Annotated in this window: 17 protein-coding genes; 8 read left to right on the top strand and 9 right to left on the bottom strand. The window is 45.3% G+C overall.

Annotation, left to right across the window (positions count from 1 at the left end; genetic code table 11):
* The first annotated feature begins 10 nt into the window (after nucleotides 1-10).
* The 8 genes from holA to LLF92_08920 all read left to right on the top strand — a co-directional run bounded on the left by holA (nucleotide 11) and on the right by LLF92_08920 (nucleotide 7,034).
* Nucleotides 11-997 (top strand): DNA polymerase III subunit delta, encoded by a 987-nt coding sequence (gene holA, locus LLF92_08955; GenBank protein MCE5341238.1) that lies wholly within the window; start codon nucleotides 11-13, stop codon nucleotides 995-997.
* Between the two features lie 180 nt (nucleotides 998-1,177).
* Nucleotides 1,178-1,387, top strand: a complete 210-nt coding sequence (locus LLF92_08950) for a 4Fe-4S binding protein (protein ID MCE5341237.1) — start codon at nucleotides 1,178-1,180, stop codon at nucleotides 1,385-1,387.
* 121 nt (nucleotides 1,388-1,508) lie between these two features.
* Nucleotides 1,509-2,615 carry a 3-methyl-2-oxobutanoate dehydrogenase subunit VorB gene (gene vorB, locus LLF92_08945; protein ID MCE5341236.1) on the top strand — a complete coding sequence of 369 codons (1,107 nt, stop codon included), beginning with the start codon at nucleotides 1,509-1,511 and terminating at the stop codon, nucleotides 2,613-2,615.
* A complete protein-coding gene (locus tag LLF92_08940; protein MCE5341235.1) occupies nucleotides 2,615-3,352 on the top strand; it encodes a thiamine pyrophosphate-dependent enzyme in 738 nt (245 codons plus the stop codon). Before vorB ends, LLF92_08940 begins: the two co-directional genes overlap by 1 nt.
* Nucleotide 3,353: 1 nt before the next feature.
* Nucleotides 3,354-3,896, top strand: coding sequence for a 2-oxoacid:acceptor oxidoreductase family protein (locus tag LLF92_08935; protein ID MCE5341234.1), 543 nt, complete (start codon nucleotides 3,354-3,356; stop codon nucleotides 3,894-3,896).
* Between the two features lie 141 nt (nucleotides 3,897-4,037).
* Nucleotides 4,038-5,312, top strand: coding sequence for an ATP-dependent Clp protease ATP-binding subunit ClpX (clpX, locus tag LLF92_08930; GenBank protein MCE5341233.1), 1,275 nt, complete (start codon nucleotides 4,038-4,040; stop codon nucleotides 5,310-5,312).
* 74 nt (nucleotides 5,313-5,386) lie between these two features.
* Nucleotides 5,387-6,007, top strand: coding sequence for a sigma-70 family RNA polymerase sigma factor (locus tag LLF92_08925; protein ID MCE5341232.1), 621 nt, complete (start codon nucleotides 5,387-5,389; stop codon nucleotides 6,005-6,007).
* Between the two features lie 7 nt (nucleotides 6,008-6,014).
* Nucleotides 6,015-7,034 carry a hypothetical protein gene (locus LLF92_08920; GenBank protein MCE5341231.1) on the top strand — a complete coding sequence of 340 codons (1,020 nt, stop codon included), beginning with the start codon at nucleotides 6,015-6,017 and terminating at the stop codon, nucleotides 7,032-7,034.
* 29 nt (nucleotides 7,035-7,063) lie between these two features.
* Here the strand turns inward: LLF92_08920 and LLF92_08915 are convergent, their stop codons facing one another.
* From LLF92_08915 to LLF92_08875, 9 genes are all read right to left on the bottom strand, one after another.
* Nucleotides 7,064-8,029, bottom strand: coding sequence for a hypothetical protein (locus LLF92_08915; GenBank protein ID MCE5341230.1), 966 nt, complete (start codon nucleotides 8,027-8,029; stop codon nucleotides 7,064-7,066).
* A 5-nt stretch (nucleotides 8,030-8,034) separates the two neighbouring features.
* Nucleotides 8,035-8,604, bottom strand: coding sequence for a hypothetical protein (locus tag LLF92_08910; GenBank protein ID MCE5341229.1), 570 nt, complete (start codon nucleotides 8,602-8,604; stop codon nucleotides 8,035-8,037).
* Nucleotides 8,605-8,767: 163 nt separating this feature from the next.
* Complete coding sequence (locus LLF92_08905; GenBank protein ID MCE5341228.1) at nucleotides 8,768-9,115, bottom strand: zinc ribbon domain-containing protein; 348 nt, start codon at nucleotides 9,113-9,115, stop codon at nucleotides 8,768-8,770.
* 5 nt (nucleotides 9,116-9,120) lie between these two features.
* Nucleotides 9,121-9,693 carry a nucleotide exchange factor GrpE gene (gene grpE / locus LLF92_08900; protein ID MCE5341227.1) on the bottom strand — a complete coding sequence of 191 codons (573 nt, stop codon included), beginning with the start codon at nucleotides 9,691-9,693 and terminating at the stop codon, nucleotides 9,121-9,123.
* Between the two features lie 8 nt (nucleotides 9,694-9,701).
* Nucleotides 9,702-10,844 (bottom strand): molecular chaperone DnaJ, encoded by a 1,143-nt coding sequence (gene dnaJ, locus LLF92_08895; protein MCE5341226.1) that lies wholly within the window; start codon nucleotides 10,842-10,844, stop codon nucleotides 9,702-9,704.
* Nucleotides 10,845-10,848: 4 nt separating this feature from the next.
* Complete coding sequence (gene groL, locus LLF92_08890) at nucleotides 10,849-12,468, bottom strand: chaperonin GroEL (GenBank protein MCE5341225.1); 1,620 nt, start codon at nucleotides 12,466-12,468, stop codon at nucleotides 10,849-10,851.
* A 7-nt stretch (nucleotides 12,469-12,475) separates the two neighbouring features.
* Entirely contained in the window at nucleotides 12,476-12,766 is a 291-nt protein-coding gene (gene groES, locus LLF92_08885; GenBank protein ID MCE5341224.1) for a co-chaperone GroES, read from the bottom strand.
* 67 nt (nucleotides 12,767-12,833) lie between these two features.
* Nucleotides 12,834-14,543: a chaperonin GroEL gene (groL, locus tag LLF92_08880; GenBank protein ID MCE5341223.1), complete on the bottom strand. Its 1,710-nt coding sequence runs from the start codon at nucleotides 14,541-14,543 to the stop codon at nucleotides 12,834-12,836.
* Nucleotides 14,544-14,939: 396 nt separating this feature from the next.
* On the bottom strand, nucleotides 14,940-18,200 hold the full coding sequence (locus LLF92_08875) for a glycosyl hydrolase-related protein (protein MCE5341222.1): 3,261 nt from the start codon (nucleotides 18,198-18,200) through the stop codon (nucleotides 14,940-14,942).
* Between the last annotated feature and the right edge of the window lie 13 nt (nucleotides 18,201-18,213).

The following is an 18,213-nucleotide window of genomic DNA, read 5'->3' as shown; positions in this document are numbered from 1 at the left end:
GATTTAAAAATTGGCAAAAGATAAAAATACAAAACAAAACCTTTCAGGTTGTCGAATATATGTCGTTGCGGGCAAAGATGAATTTCTTTCCGCAGAGAAAGTAACCGCATTAGTAAATCAACTGCTTACGCCGGAGCAAATGCAGATGAGCCTTTGGCGGGCAGACGCCGACAAAATTACGGCAGCAGAGGTTTTCGACGAACTGCGAACACTGCCCTTTCTGGCGGAAAAACGCGTAGTTGTTATCGCCGGTGCGGACGATTTCGTAAGCGATAACCGCGAACTTTTAGAAAAATATTTTGAAAACCCCGCACCAAAAGGCGTGCTTATTCTTTCCGTAAGCTCATGGCCTTCAAATACCAGACTTGCCAAAATGCTGCCGAAATCCGGCGGCGAACTTATCGAAGTCGTTGAAATGAAATCGCGTGAGCTTACATCATACATCACCGATTACGCAAGTCAGTCGGGCAAAAACCTCTCATATAACGCAGCGCAAATGCTTATCGAATTTGCCGGCGAAGAGCCGGGGATTCTTCGCAATGAAATCGACAAACTGGCAGCCTACATCAACTCGGCAAAAAATATCACAGAAAAACATATCTCGGAAGTTGTCGGACGCAATCGCGCATTCGACGCGTTTGAGGTTATCGACGCAATGATGGCGGCAAACGCAGGCAAAGCAATGGAGCAACTGCGAAAAATGTTTCAGACAGATAAAGATATTGAGTACACGATCATCGGCGCATTTGCGTGGCACTTCCGCAGAATGTTCAGCGCGGCAGCCCTTATTGCAAAAGGCGAACGGCCGGATATGGTCGCAAAAAAACTTCGCATCTGGAATCAGCAGGAATTTTTCGCCACATTAAAAAAGACCGGCTTGAAAAAAATCGGCGATTGCCTGCGGCAGCTTGCACAGTTCGATTACGAAATCAAGACCGGTAAGGCGTCCGCACAAACCGCTATCGAATCGATGATAGTTCAATTCGCTGGAAGATAAGCCACCGAGATAATCTTTTTTGTTAGCCACAGAGGACACAGAGACCACAGAGAAATTATTTTTATCACATATTGCACGTTCACAAGCGGTCATAAACTATTTACTAACAAGACGTTAAGTTTTGTTGCAAACTTGTCAATCTTGTGGTAAGTTAATTGGATTATAAATACGAAAAATACTATGGCAAAAAAAGCAATAATGAATCTCGAAAAGTGCAAGGGCTGCGATCTGTGCATCGGCGTCTGTCCGCAGGCTGCCATTCATAAAAGCGGCACCAGCAATAAAAAAGGTTACGATTACGTCGCTATCGACGAAAAATGCAACGGCTGCGGCGCATGCTACATCATCTGTCCGGACTGCTGCTTTACAATAATCGAGGCCGCAGGTTAAGCAGGATAATACCACTTGGTATTATTACTCGCGCGTCGTGAAGTTTGTAACTTCGTTGCCCGCTTCGCTTTAACCGCGAAGTACAGCACGAAAAAATTTAAAAATCAGTATAAGAGACTTAATGGCTGACGAAAAAAAAACTGAAACTCAAGATAAGCAAATGCTGATGAAAGGCAATGAGGCCGTCGGTGAAGCATCCATCAAGGCCGGCTGCTATTGCTATTTCGCATATCCAATCACTCCGCAAACTGAAACGCCGGAATACCTCTCCAAAAGAATGGAGGAAGAAAACCGCGTATTCATTCAGGCTGAAAGCGAAGTGGCGGCAATCAATATGGTATTCGGCGCATCGGCAGCGGGCGTGCGGGTAATGACATCGTCGTCGTCGCCGGGCATCAGTCTCAAACAGGAAGGCATAAGCTACATCGCAGGCGCCGAACTGCCCTGCGTTATAGTAAATGTCTGCCGCGGCGGGCCGGGACTCGGCAATATCGAAGCATCGCAGGCCGACTACTTTCAATCAACGCGAGGCGGCGGGCACGGCGATTATCGCTGCATTGTGCTTGCGCCGAACAGCGTGCAGGAATGTTACGATATGACGCTCAACGCGTTTGATTTGGCGGACTATTATAGAATGCCTGTACTAATTCAAAGCGACGGCATTATCGGTCAGCTTGTCGAGCCGTTTCAGATGCATCCGTACAAACCAATGTTCGACAAATTCCCGCCGAAAGACTGGGCACTTACCGGCTGCGCGGGCAGAAAGCCGAACGTTGTGCGGACGCTGTATCTCAATCCTGCAAACGGTTTGGAACTGCTGAATCGCAAGCTGGAACAGAAATACAACAAAATCAAATCAGAACTTCGCTGGTGCGAGACATACAACTGCGACAACGCCGACATTATCGTAATCGCTTACGGCGCTTCGAGCAGAATCGCGAAATCAGCGATTAAAAAACATAATACCAACGGCACAAAAATTGGCATGTTCAGGCCCAAGACACTTTGGCCGTGGCCGGATGTCGAGCTTGTCGATATCGCACGTAAAAACAAGAACGTGAAATTTCTCGTCATCGAAATGAGTATGGGGCAAATGCTCGAAGACGTTCTGCTGACGCTTATGGACGTTGTGCCGAAAAAAAATATATATTTTTACGGAATGGGCGGCGGATGGAATCCAACTCCTGATTCCGTTTATGAAAAAATCAGCGAGATAATGAAAAAATAATGAATATTGTAAAATCACAACCAAAATCGATAATACAGGATTCGACAAAGTACTGTCCCGGCTGCGGGCACGGAATAATTCTGCGTCTTATCGGCGAAGCGATTGATGAACTCGGCATACGCGAACGAATGATTCTAACCGCGCCTGTCGGGTGCGCTGTTATTCTTTACGATTATATATCCTGCGACGTTATCGAATGCGCCCATGGCAGAGCGCCGGCAGTCGCCACGGCATTAAAACGCGTTCATCCTGACAAGTTCATTCTGCTCTATCAGGGCGACGGTGACCTTGCGGCAATCGGAACCGCGGAAATTGTGCACGCTGCAAATCGTGGCGAAAATCTGTCTGCCATATTCGTCAACAACGCGACTTACGGTATGACCGGCGGACAAATGGCTCCAACGACTCTGGTCGGCCAGAAAACCACCACGTCCCCTTTCGGCAGAACGATAAAAGGAATGGGAAAACCGATTCGAGTCTGCGAAATGCTCTCGACGCTTGAGGAAACGAAATATCTCGAACGCACAAGCATTCACTCCGTGCGAAATATTAACAAAACAAAAGCGGCCATCAGAAAAATTTTCCAGAACCAGATGAACGGCATTGGTTTTTCAATGGTTGAAATTTTGTCTATGTGCCCTGTCGGCTGGAAAGTATCGCCTGTCGAAGCGGTGCAGTTTATCGAAGAACAAATGCTTAACTACTACCCGTTAGGGGTTTACAAAAACGTTGAATAATATGCAGAATGAAATTAATATGTTAATAGCAGGCTTCGGCGGTCAGGGCGTGATTCTGGCCGGCAATGTGCTTGCTTATGCGTGCATCGACGCGGGCAAAAATGTTTGCGCGATGGCGTCTTACGGCGCTGAAGTTCGCGGCGGAACAGCCAAGGCGCTGATTTCCATTTCTGACCATGAAATTGATTCGCCGATAATAGAACGGCCGAATCTTGCGATGATAATGAACGCACCGTCGTTTATTAAATATGTCGATACGCTGATGCAGGGTTCGCCGGTGATTGTCAATTCGTCAATGATTGACTTGGGCAAGGTGCCGAAGAAAAATCTCGACATCGTGGGAATCGACGCCACGAATTTCGCGATACGAATGGGTAATATCAAAGTCGCGAACATTATAATGCTCGGCGCGATGATAAAGAAAACGAGAATACTCGAACCGCAATCGGTGGTCAGCGGAATGAAACGCGCTTTTTACAAAGGCAAAAAAGGCCTGTATTACATCAATGAAAGCGCGTTTACAATGGGTTACGATCTAATATAGTCATTAGTCGTTAGTTTTTAGTCGTTAGTTGCGGATTCGGCCTGAAGGCCGAGATTGTTTTATATAAAAAACTTTTTTTAACACAACTTTTGTTCTATAAAAAGTTGTATTAAAAGAGTAAATTTGAAAAGGTAAGATTGAATGGCAAAAGGTTTAGATAGCGGCAGCAAACGTAAAGAAACGTGCAGCTTTTGCGGCAGAAGCAAAAAACAAGTTGACGCATTTGTGGAAGGCCCGGGCGGCGTTTATATATGTCCGGAATGTGTCGAGCTTTGCTATAACATCGTCAGGCAGGAAAAAAGGCGGATGACTCATACGGGTTTTCTGCTTGAGGAAGTACCAAAACCAAGACACATCAAGGAATTTCTCGATGAATACGTCATCGGTCAGGACCACGCGAAAAAAATCCTTGCCGTTGCTGTGCATAATCACTATAAACGTCTTCTGCATACCGACAAGGAAAGCAACGATGTAGAAATTGACAAATCAAACGTTCTGCTGGTCGGGCCGACAGGCTCGGGCAAAACGCTGCTGGCAAAAACTCTCGCAAGAGAACTTAACGTACCGTTCGCGATTTGCGATGCTACGACCGTTACAGAAGCGGGATATGTCGGCGAAGACGTTGAAAACTTTTTACTGCGTCTTCTGCAGAGCGCCGATTTCGATGTCGAAGCTGCCCAGCGTGGAATTGTTTATATCGATGAAATAGACAAAATCGGAAAAACAACTCAAAACGTCTCGATAACACGCGACGTTTCAGGCGAAGGTGTTCAGCAGGCGCTTTTGAAAATGCTCGAAGGTACTACCGCGAATATTCCCCCGCAGGGCGGACGAAAACATCCGGAGCAGCAGTATATTCAACTCGATACGACTCATATTCTCTTCATCTGCGGCGGAACTTTCACAGGCCTGGAGAATATCATTAAAAAACGGCTCGGCAGAAAAATGATTGGCTTCGGCTCTGAAAACCAGCAGGCTGTTGATGCCCATACCGAATATTCGAATGTGCTCGAAGAAGTTGTACCTGAAGATATTATCGAATATGGAATGATTCCTGAATTCGTCGGCAGAGTGCCTGTAATTACGACACTAAAAGCGCTCGACGAGAATGCGCTAATCGATATTCTCACAAAACCCAAAAACGCGCTGGTCAAACAATATAAAACGTTTTTCAAAATGGAACAGGCCGAACTTGACTTCACAGACGATGCGCTCAAGGCTATCGCTCGCAAGGCTCTCAAACGCGATACCGGCGCACGAGCACTGCGGGCACTGACAGAGGAATTAATGATTGATTTGATGTACAGACTGCCCGAAGAACCAAAACCGGGGAAATATGTACTAACCAAAGATGTGGTCGAGGGAAAAGAAGATCTGTTTGAGTCGGGAAATTCCGCACGAAAAGAATCTGCGTAACACCTTAACAAACAAGGATTTACCACTACTATTCTGATATTATTTAATAAACACGGGAACTTTTTAAGACGGCAATGGTCAAATTTATACAGGAACAATTAAAAGTGGTCGGCAACATTACGATTGACGAAGCATCGCTTGTATCGCAGGCTATAGCCGGCAATATGGCGGCGGTTGAGAAGCTGCTGCTGAAGTATCAGGACAGGATTTATAATACTGTTCTCAAACTTTGCGGAAATGAAGCCGATGCCGTCGAACTTGCGCAGGACAGCTTTGTGAAAGCTATTCAGAGCCTGAAAGATTTCAGGGCTGAAAGCAGTTTCTATACCTGGCTGTTCAGAATTGCGGTTAATCATACGCTGAACTTTTGCCAGAAAAACCGCAAGGTTCATTTTGAATCTTTGCAAAATGAACTGGACGAAGAATCAGGCAGGCAGTTGAAAGATTATCTGATTGATTATAAAGCGGCGGATCCTTCGGAACTGGCGTCAAAAAAAGAAGTAAACAGCCTGATTTTGAAATCGCTCGAAAAGCTTGACCCGCAGCAAAGGGCTGTAATTGTTCTGCGTGATATCGAGCAGATGAGCTACGCTGAAATCGCACAAACGCTCGATATGGAAATTGGAACGGTAAAAAGCAGAATTGCCCGCGGCAGAAAAAATCTCCGCGAAATTGTCGAGGCAGCGATAAGCTGAATCACTTATGAAAGACATTGAAAACACAGAAGAATTGCTCAACAGTTACATCGACAACGAACTCGATGAACGCAGAAGCAATGAAGTAAAACGTCTGATAGACAACGACACCGAAGTCCGCCGGCTGTTCGAGACTATTAACAGACACAAATCACTGGTCGGCTCGCTGCGTTCTGTTACTGCACCGGAAGGCTTCAGCGAAAGTGTAGCACATAATCTCGAACGTGAAATGCTCCTTGCGGATACCGGATTTTATCAGCACAAAAAAGGGAAACGCAGACTCGTTTTCAGACATTTCCTTACAACAGCCGCGATGTTTGCACTGCTGGCAGCCCTTTCGTATGTTGTGATGGATGTTTTTGTTCCACAATCGACTCAACAGAAATTCGCGGATAATATCCTGCGGCGCAAACCCAAGCCGCAGATTATCGCCGCAGACACCCCTGCAATAGCAAAACCCGCCGAAGACAAACCGGTCGAAATGCCTAAAGGCCCCGCTGTTCCGCTTGTCGTAAGGCTTACGCTTGTAACCGAAAATCCCATCGAACTCGACTGGCTCATCGGCAAAGCTCTGATGAATACATCGCTTTTCGAAAAAACATCGTCTGTCGAGCGGAAAGCCGATTATGTCAGATATTCGCTAAGCTGCGACAGAAAACTGCTCGCCGGCTTATTCGGTGAACTGACCGCCGCCTGGCCGAAATGCAGCGATGCGATTATGGAAGTCGGAACCGAACAGCCGGGTAAATTCGTTACAGTAAACAACATTTCCGCACGCCAGACTTTGGACATCTGCAAAGCGGACAATTATAACCTGCGAATGAGAGTCGCAAATGATTTGGCTGTAATTAATAAAACATCGGATACAGATATTTTGAAAAATTATTTCGCCCGACAAAACAGCGGTTCGGAATTGCTGACCGTCGACAAACCTGTTCTGACATCCTCTGAAAAGACCGACGAACAACCGCAGGCTGAAATTTCCACCGACCCGGCAAATTTGACGATTATCGTGCAGGGAAAATAACTATAAAATTGCATAAGAGATGACTATAATTATTTTGGCAGATAATTACACGGCCTCTGAAAGACTTCATTTTCGTCTATTATCCCACTGTTAATGTTTATTTCCTTCAAATCCTCATTTACAATTCCATGAATTACGCCTGCATTCAGCAATTCTTTTGTCGTTGGATACCATAGAACATCAGAGGCATGCGATTTCTTTGTGAACTCTTCGTTAATACCATGTTTTTTAAAAATCAACATATCTTTGACATTTTCTTTTTCAAGATATCCAAAAATATCTTTCCTGCCATATTCCAAACCGCATTTATGAAAACCCATTACAGCCCCCGGCCCCAAATACCTGTGCCTTCCTCCAATAAATGCTGTTGTAGCCGCTGATAGGCATTGCTCGAAAGAATATGTATTAAGATTATAATCCGATATTATCCTTGCAAGTTCACGGCCTTCATAACTTCTCCCGCCAATACTGTCCAATATTATTCCATCTATACCTGGATTAGTTTTCAAAATATTACTGACATCTTTTGAATTTCCAAATCCTAACCGGCCCTGCAAATGTATAATTGTATTATCTTTTTCCAGTGTTAAGGATGCCTTTTCATTTAAATGTAAAATACAAAGAAAATTATCTTTATAAGCCGGCATTTTGGAATGGATAGCAACTAAAAAACAAACGATTCTTAAAAGAATAATGATTTGAATGCAGCGAGACCAGAAATATTTTCCGGATTTTTCAATTCGTTTTTCCGCTGAACGCCATATTCCAATAATTTGCCATGGATATAAAACAAAAATGCAAAATACAAAACAAAAAATAAATATGTGCATGCCAACCACAGGATTGTCAATATAACCGTTATTAAGCAAAACATTCAAAACAGATAAAGCAAGATTTGGCCAGAGCCCATTGACCAAAAACGAGACACTCAATGGAAGCTCTCCACGCCAATGCATAGATATGTAATTCAATACTGGATTGGATTTATTTATCATGGCAGTTATTTATCATTTTGAATTGAATTTGCATCTTTTAACCAGCCTGTGTCGTAGCCAAAATAATAGTTATTTTGTTGTCCTCTCGCCCTTGCAAAACTCGCTTTTTCGACTTGTATCCAGCCATCTTGAAAGAATATCCATCGTTCTTTTATATTACCATTTGCATCGTGTAAATATTTCGAATCAAATTTGCCGTCAAGATCGATATCTATATATCGTTCACCTTCTTCATTATCATTAGAATAATCACAAACCCATCTGTCTGTCGGTTCTCTCTTGGGTTTCATGCAGCAAATAATATCACCTTTTTTATTTAAAAAAAGGCCGTTTATTGTGGTGCCGTTTGCATCCTGATAAAACGCCGCAAAGTGGTAGTTGTTTTTCTGAACACATAATAATCTTTTATTATCAGCATCAGGAAATGTAACCGGCTTAATTTGAATATCTCCATAAGTAACCGGCCCAGTTAAAACACCGGGCTTTTCTTGGCCAGAAAAAATATCTGCATATAATATTATTCCGATTACTGCCCCGCAAACGAATGCGATGCCAAGTTTAATTTTCTGCTTCATAATTTTCTCACACGATTAAAACTGAATAAATTATAAAACACAGTGTTTAGACGGATTATATCTACAAACAGTCTCACCAACAAGAAATATATTGAGACACTGGCCGCCGTGCCGGCGACCGCTAAACCATTATTTCCCCTGCGCTGACGCTTAGGGCTCTGATTTACTTTTTCTTTTCTTTCTTCTCTGTCTTTGGTTCTGAAGTTTTTTTCGGCTCGCTCTTTGTTTCCACTTTTGTTTCGGATTTGGTTTCTGTTTTCGTCTCTGTCTTCTCTTCTTTTTTTGTATTCTTGTCGGTTTCTTTTTTAGCTGATTGTGTGTACGAATCGCTTCTGTAATCTGTCTGATAGAAGCCGCTGCCTTTGAAAATAATTCCTGCGCCTATGCCTATGAGTCTTTTCAAAGTCGATTTGCCGCACTTCGGGCATTTACGCAAAACAGGTGCACTCATCGATTGAAATTTCTCAAACCCATGATCGCAGTTTTCACATTTATAATCGTAAGTCGGCATTGCTGCTAATCTCCGTTTTCACTACCGCTGTCATCAGCAGGTGCTTCGTCATTAGCCGGCTCGGCAGCTTTTTTATTCACTATTACTATCGACGGACGAAGAATTTTATCGCCGAGTTTGTAGCCCGTTCTGAACTCTTCGAGAACCGTCATTTCTTCCTTGTCCGGCTCGCTTCTCTGCGTAAGAGCCTGATGAAACGCGGGGTCGAATTTTTCGCCGACCGCTATTATCGGCTCAACTCCGTGCGATTTAAGCGCCGCCACACATTGGTCATAAATAATTTTGACGCCTTTTGTTACTTCGGCCGCGCCTTCAATTTTATCGATATGAGCCAAAGTGTGCTCGAAATTATCCAGTACCGGCAGAAGTGATTTTAATATATGTTCCTTTTCATAAGCGACGGATTCTGAAATCTGCCTAACGGAACGTTTCTGATAATTGACGAACTCGGCGCTGACGCGCTGGAGCCTTTCGAAAATTTCATCTTTTTCAGCCTGAAGTTTTTCAAGCTGATTTTCTTTTTTGTCTTCTTTATTTTCCGACTTTTCAACCGGTTCTTTTGAATCTTCTTTACTCATACTTTTACCTATTTATTATTGAAATGTTCCTTCAGTTTTTCAAAAAAACCTTTTGTCTTCGGCAAAACAATTTTGTCTTCAGTTTTCGCAAACTGCCGCAGAAGCTCTTCCTGCTGGCTGTTTAGCTTTTTCGGTATCTCGACCATAACCTGCACAAGCTCATCGCCGCTGCGTTTTGTGCGCATGTCCGGCAAGCCCTGGCCTTTGATTCTGAACACATCGCCATATTGCGTGCCGGGCGGTATTTTTAATTCCCGCATACCGGTAAGGCTCGGCACTTCGATTTCGCCGCCGAGCGCAGCCTGCGTAAAGCTTACAGGAATAGTCGCGATAAGGTCAATGCCGTCTCTTTGCAGGAACGGATGCTCTTTGACTTTTACATAACAGTACAAATCGCCTCGCGGGCCGCCGTCAGCGCCGGGTTCGCCTTCGCCGCCGATTCGCACACTTTGTCCTTCGTGCACGCCTGCGGGAATCTTTATGGTAACAAGGCGTTTTTTGGACATCCTGCCGCCGCCTCTGCATTTTTTGCACGGGTCTTTAATAATCTTTCCTGTGCCTTTGCACTGCGGACATGTTGATGCCATCTGGAAAAAACCGCCGCCGCGTACTACCTGCCCAGCACCGCCGCAAGTCGGGCATTTAGCCGGACTGCTGCCTTTCGCGGAGCCTGTGCCTGTGCATTCTTCGCATAAATCCTGACGCGTAAACTCGATGCTCTTTTCAACGCCTTTAGCTACGTCGTCCAATGTAAGCTCGACTACGGTTTCGAGGTCGTAGCCTTTTTTGGGGCCCCTGCCAGACCCGCCGCCGCGTCTTGCGCGTCCGCCTCCTAAACCGAACAAATCGCCGAGGATATCTTCGAGGTTCAACGCCCCGAAGATATCATCAACGTTCATTCTTGAATAGTCGTGAATGCCGGAGCCTCGCAAACCATCGTGGCCGTATTGGTCGTATCGAGCGCGTTTTTCGCTGTCGCTCAAAACTTCGTACGCCTCGGCGCATTCCTTAAACTTTGCCTCGGCTTCTTTGTCACCGGGATTTTTATCAGGGTGATACTTTATCGCAAGCCGACGATATGCACGTTTGATATCGTCCGCACTCGCGGTTTTTTCCACGCCCAAAACTTCGTAGTAATCGCGTTTAGCCATTTAACTATCTAACAGAGCCTTCAATAGCAGGTTTGTCTTTGTCATCGTCTTTTAAATCGGTAATCAAAACATTAGTCGTCAGCATCAAACCGGCAACCGATGCGGCGTTCTGCAGTGCGCTTCGCGATACTTTGGCCGGGTCAATAATTCCAGCCTCAATCATATCGACGAATTTGCCTGCGTTTGCATCATAACCCATATTGCCTGACTGTTCGAGCAATTTCGAGACGATAACATCGCCGTCTTCATCGCCGTTGTCGGCAATCTGTTTTGTCGGAGCCTTCAAGGCCGCCGCGATAATATCGTATCCGATTTTTTCATCGCCGCCGGCCTGTTTTCCTGCCGCTTTGACTTTTTCAATCGCCCGCAGATAAATAACTCCGCCGCCGGCAACAACGCCTTCTTCCGCAGCAGCTTTCGTTGCGTGCAGTGCGTCGTCTAAAAGGTCTTTGCGTTCTTTCATTTCAGTTTCAGTCGCAGCGCCTGCTTTAATAACAGCTACACCGCCTGTCAGTTTCGCGAGTCTTTCCTGAAGTTTCTCACGGTCATATTCGCTCGTTGTCGCTTCAGCCTGTTTGCGAATCTGTTCGCAGCGGGCAGTAATCGCTTTCTTTGTGCCTGCGCCTTCGATGATTGTCGTGTTTTCTTTGCCGACAACAATCTTTTTCGCTTTGCCGAGTTGTGCGAGTTCTATTTTTTCAAGTTTTACACCGAGGTCTTCGGTAATCAGCTCGCCGCCGGTAAGAGCCGCGATATCGCCGAGCATCGCTTTGCGTCTGTCGCCAAAGCCTGGTGCCTTGATAGCACAAACTTTCAAAACGCCCTGCAATCTGTTGATAACCAGAGCCGCCAGAGCTTCGCCTTCGACTTCTTCTGCGACAATCATCAACTGTGCGCCGACCTGTGCGATTTTCTCAAGCAGAGGAACGATTTCCGCGATGCTCGAAAGTTTTTTCTCGTACAGCAAAATGTAAGCGTCTTCAAGAACCGCTTCCATTGTAGTTGTATTCGTCATAAAGTATGGCGAAATATATCCGCGGTCAATCTGCATACCTTCAACAACTTCCAATTCGGTCTGCAAACCTTTGCCGTCTTCAACTTCGATAACGCCTTCTTTGCCGACTTTGTCCATTGCGTTGGCCAGAATTTCGCCGACTTCTTTATTGTTGTTCGCACTGATTGCGGCAACTTTGGCAATGTCATCGTGGCCTTTTACTTTTTTGCTCTGCGAAGCAATGAAATCAACAACTACCTGAACGGCCTTATCGATGCCGCGTTTGATTGCCATCGGATTTGCGCCCGCGGTAACATTTTTCAAACCTTCGTTAAAAATCGCTTCAGCAAGAACCGTCGCGGTGGTCGTGCCGTCGCCGACAACATCGCTTGTCTTGCTGGCGGCCTGATTGACCATTTTCGCGCCCATATTCTGGAACGGCTCGAGCAGTTCAATTTCCTTGCTCACAGAAACGCCGTCTTTTGTAATTTTTGGTGAACCGTAACTTTTATGCAGAAGAACATTTTTGCCTGTCGGGCCGAGAGTAACTTTTACTGCCGCCGCCAGACGAGACAATCCCTGTTTCAGGTGTGCTCTTGCCGCATCATCAAACATCATTTGTTTAGCCATATTAACCTCACTTCTCAACTATTCCGAGTATATCACTCTCATGCAGGATTTTATATTCAACGCCGTCAATTTTGAAGTCGTTTCCGCCGTACTTGCCGAACAATACAGTGTCGCCTTTTTTCACAGCGACATCGCTGCGTTTGCCGTTATCGAGCATTTTGCCCGGGCCGACTGAAATAACTTTGCCCATCAATGGTTTTTCTTTCGCTGTTTCAGGAAGAACGATTCCGCCTGCGGTTTTAGCTTCAGCCTCTTGCGGCTGAACAACAATCCTGTCATCTAAAGGTCTAAGTTTCATTTTTATATCTCCGTTAATTTTTTATTTATATTTTTCGAATTTCGATATTCTTTTTCTAATTTTTGGATTACATGTCCATTCCGCCCATACCACCCATGCCGCCCATGCCAGGCATTCCCATTCCGCCCATGCCACCCATTCCGCCCATGCCGCCGCCCATACCACCACCAGGCATACCGGCACCAGCTTTTTTCTCTTCTGGCTTTTCGGTAACGACGCAATCGCAAGTCAGCAGTAAGCCCGCAACAGATGCGGCGTTCTGCAATGCGATTCTCGTAACTTTAACAGGGTCGATAACGCCGGCTGCGACGAGGTCTTCGTAGATGTCTTTGTCAGCGTTATATCCAAAACCGCCCTGGCCTTCGGATACTTTATTGACAACGATATTGCCGACAGCACCTGCGTTATCAGCGATATAATAGCAAGGCATTTTCAGAGCGTGCGCGATAATTTCCGCACCGGTCTTTTCGTCGCCTTCGAGTTTCAATTTCTTTACAGCGTCAATGCAGCGAACAAGAGCAACGCCGCCGCCGGGAACAATACCTTCCTCGATGGCTGCGCGTGTGGCGTGCAGTGCATCTTCGATGCGTGCTTTCTTTTCCTTCATTTCAGATTCCGTTGCCGCGCCGACATTAACCTGTGCAACGCCGCCGGTCAGTTTCGCTAATCTTTCCTGAAGTTTTTCACGGTCATAATCGCTCGTGGTCGAGTCGATTTCATTTCTGATTTCTTTGATTCTGCCGTTGATGGCGTCCTGTGTGCCTGCGCCTTCGATGATTACGGTATTATCATTATCAATTGTAACTTTCTTTGCACGGCCGAGCTGTTTGATTGTTACTTTATCAAGCTCAACGCCCAAATCCTTGAAAATCGGCTCTGCGCCTGTAAGTATCGCAACATCCTGAAGCATCGCTTTGCGTCTGTCGCCATAGCCCGGAGCTTTTACCGCAGCGATATTCAAAACGCCGCGAAGTTTATTAACAACCAATGTCGCCAGCGCTTCGCCTTCGATATCTTCAGCGATGATAAGTAACGGCTTTTTCGCTTTGGCAACTGCTTCGAGAATTGGAACGAGTTTCTGAACGCTGCTGATTTTATCTTCATAGACAAGAATATACGGCTTGTCTAATTCGCATTTCATATTGTCAGGATCTGTAACAAAGTTCGGAGAAAGATAACCGCGGTCGAACTGCATACCTTCAACATAACTCAATGTCGTATCAAGACTCTTGCCTTCTTCGACTGTGATAACGCCGTCTTTGCCGAGCTTTGTGAAAGCATCGGCCATAATCTTGCCGATTTCGTGGTCGTTGTTCGCGGAGATAGATGCGATGTTTTCAATATCGTCGCTCTTTGTGATATCCACCGGCTTTGCGAGTTTTACAAGCGATTTCATTACAGCGTCAACGGCCTGTGCAATACCTCTATTAAGAGACATTGGGTCTGCGCCTGCCGCGATATTGCGATATGCTTCTTTGAAAATTGCCTCGGTCAAAACGGTCGCAGTTGTTGTGCCGTCTCCGGCGATTTTGCTTGTCTTGCTTGCCGCTTCTTTTACGAGCTTTGCGCCCATATTTTCGACTTTGTCGAGCAAGTCAACTTCTTCAGCCACGGTAACGCCGTCTTTTGTAACGTTTGGTGCGCCCCAGCCTTTATCAATGATTGCATTTCTGCCGCGTGGTCCAAGTGTTGACCTGACTGCACGCGCCAGTTTCTCAACGCCTGTGAGTAAAGCTGCTCGTGCATCAGCGTTAAACGCTAAATTTTTCGCTGCCATCCTATAACTCCTTATAAAAAAAGTATTTGCGAATTCAATTAGATAACACCAAGATTTCCCTGTCATTCCCGTCAAGGCGGGAATCTATACTATATAATTAGAATCTTCGTGTCTTCGTGATAGATATAGTGCAAAAAAGGTACCAGTTTAACCCCCCGGTGTTCCCATTTTTCAAATCTCCTCTAAGTCGTTATATACTAACGACTAACAACTACCAACAAACAACTGCATTTTACTGTTTTACCCATTTTAACTGCCAAAATTGGTTTTTTATAGGAATAAACGCCAATTTGACATATTGCGATTAGCCCTGCCAACATTTAAATTCCCGAATCTTTTGGATTTTGTTGCCTTGAAAAACAAAATCACAGGGAACTTTGGCAGGGTTCGTAACTATCATTTTAAAACCATTGGCTTTCTGTTTGTGAAATCATCGTACAGCAGACAAGCCGGTTTTGTCGCGTCATTTTGATTGTTCGCCGCAGTCATAGCGAAAATCTTTATCTTGTCGTTATTCGGAAGAACAATCGTCTTTGCTCCGGCCGGAACATCCAACGCATACTTGAACATATAAGTGAATCTATAAGCATCGTTTGCTGTGGGCGTATGACGGTGTTTGCCAAACCACGCAATCGTATCACGTTTGATAAACGGCGCATCAATCGCCATTAAAGTAAACCGACCATCATAACACACTTCGGGAAATTCTCTGTCAAATACACGATTGTACCACTGACCGATAAAGCCCGTCCAGTTCTGCACGCCTAATAATGTTTCCTGCGAGCCGATTTTGAAAACACCTTTTGTGTCTTCGTCAGCAGCGGCAAGGACGTAAAGACGATTATATTTATCCTTAGGCAGTTTAATTTCCTGACCTTTGCAAACAGCGACGTTGTTTTGACCGTCAGCTTTAGGGCCTGTTGCAAATTCAACGCTTTCACTTACGATAACATCCGGCACAAGGTCTGCCGAATACGAACAATCCTGTGCCATTTTGCCGTCAGCTTTATTCTTGTCCGAGCTGATTGCATCAGCGTTATAGTCAAGTTTGACAAATTCATAATTCGGCTTTGCAATTTTCTGCGCAGGCGATTTCAGTTCAACCGCGAAACTGCGAATGCCGTAGCTGCCCATATCGAAAGTCAGCTTCGAATCCTTTACAACAGCTTCGCCAATTTTAAATTCCTGACCGTTCACTTCATAAGCGGATTTAACGCCATTTCCAAGTGAAAGCTGAACGTTCTTTAAGGGTTTGCCGAGCAATTCTTTAACGCGAACTACAACGACATCTTCACGTTCCGCTTTTTTAATCGCAAGCACTTCAACCTGATTTGTGTTAAGTGATGCGAAAGAACATGCTTTGCCCGCTTTACCTTTGTGAGCCGATGCTTCAAACACAGTCAAAGGCTGATTAAATCTGCGAGCCTGCCATGATGTCATCCCGTCAGCCCAATTACCTTTATGGCCGTAAATTGCATACTTAATTTCGTGCTTGCCCCAGTCCTGCCAGCACTGCTCGGTGTAATCGTTTCTGTCGTCCGTGTTGGGACTGTACAGCAATGTAAGTCTAACGATATTGTCTGCCGGTTTATCTGAACCGTATTTGCAGTCTTGGAGAATGCTCACGCCGTAATTGCCGCTTGTGTCTGTAAGGTCGAACCACTCGTGCGAAGGCACTTCGTATTTCTTTTCGTTGTTATTGCCTCTTTCGATTGTTCCAAGACCGAGATTATATGTCGCGTTCGGATTGGAAACCGTCAGCGGGAATTCCGCTTTCAATGCGCAGCCGCCAGTCTGCCATTCGACTCTGTTCTCAACTTCGACCATTTTGCCGGCCTCTCCGCCGCCAAGTCTGATATACTGTTTAAATACTGAATTTCTGCTACTGCGAACCACTCTTATGCACACACGGACAGGGCCTGACTCTGTGATTTTGATTTCAGCGGGACCATCGACATAACCGACCGGCGGCTTACTCTGGTCTTTCCAGTCCATATTCCACGCTGGCCAGGCTTTCGGTTTTCCATTCATGAACGCAAGTCTGGCCGGCGATGCAAGCAGTTCCTTGTTTGCCTGCTTGTCAAAAATTGATTCGATATCGCCGGCTGCGTTAATAACAACTTTATAATATTTATTTTCAAGCGTATTGCCGACAACACTCAAGCCTGTATCGAATTTCTGTTCAGTTTCGCTCGGCTTTACATTGTAAACAGCAAAACCAACACTCGGCACATCGGCAACAAACAGAATTTGCAATTTATTATTTTTGTCGGAAATGATTTGCGACGGCTTGACTTTCCTGTCCGGCCCGAGGACTTCAATATTCTTCGGACAGCCTGCCGGATATTCAAGTTCCGCCTGAACGACATCCTGACGGTCAATCGCCAGAGGGTTATAGACAATCACTGCTCTGCCGTCAACATTAGTATCCATTGTTCTTGCTACTGCGCCGACAGAATCAGTCAGACCCGCTGAAAACAAATTAAGCGCGATAATGCCATCGTTCCAGGAATATTCATAAGCTCTGGGAATACTTGTGCCCGGCAGAATATCGTGGAACTGACTTGCCAGAACTCTTTTCCATGCAGCGTCGAATTTCTCACTCGGATAAACAATACCGCCCAGCAGGTTTGCCGCGACGGCAGCGCGTTCGGCGGAGTCCGCGAGCTGTTCACCTTTACAATTCAAACGCTTCATATACGCCTGCGAGGTTATTGAGCCTGCCGAATGTTCTATCAGCAGCAAATCGCCTTTGTATCTTGGCAGCCTTTCTTTTTGCTGCGGCGTAACATCTTTATAAAACTGGTCTGAAGATGCGAGAAAGATTTTATATTTTCCGTCGCCTTTCTTCACGCAGTCGGTGTAGTTTTGAATGTATGCTTCTTTCGGAGCGCCGCCACTGTCCCCTATGCCATAATAATGATAATCGGCATACAAGCCGTACTTCTGACCGTTTTCTTCGATTCTCTGTGTCCATTGGTCATTTGCATCTGCTTTGTCGTTCAATCCTTCGGAATAATGTCCGGGGTTGAATGCGCATACTAAGGATTTACCGTCAACGCCTTCCCACACACCGATATTAAATGGAATGCCGACTGCACAATTCCATGTAAGTTTCTGCGTTGAAAAACCAAGCAGACCGCAATGCGCCCAAATCGAAGGCGTATGAGCCATAAAGCCAAAACAGTCGGGCAAAATATAATCGCTGCTCATTTTGCCGAATTCCTTGCGGAAATACTCGTTGCCGAGCAAAATCTGTCTGATAAGCGATTCAACGGAAGGAGCAAGTGCATCGCCTTCTTCAAAACTCGAACCGGAAACAAACCATCTGCCCTGCTCGATATATTTTTTCATCTCTTCGTATTTTTCAGGATAATATTCCTTCATCATTTCATAGCGGACTGCACCGGTGAAGTTGAATGTGTATTCAGGATATTTTTCCAGCATAGCAATATTATCATACAGCGTTGCCTTGATATAATCATTGATTGTCTTTTGATAATCCCATCGCCATTGCGTATCAAGATGCGAATATCCGACTGTATAAAGCACTTTATCTTTTGATAATTCCCATTTCGATTTTTCGGTATAAACACCAGCTATCGAGGCGCCGGCACAAAACACAATAAACATCAATGCTAACCCTGCCTTTTTCATAGTTACATCCTTT

The sequence above is a fragment of the Planctomycetaceae bacterium genome, assembly GCA_021371795.1.
Classification (GTDB): domain Bacteria; phylum Planctomycetota; class Phycisphaerae; order Sedimentisphaerales; family UBA12454; genus UBA12454.
Note: the sequence above shows the minus strand (reverse complement) of the source record. Positions and strands in the feature narration are given on the sequence as shown.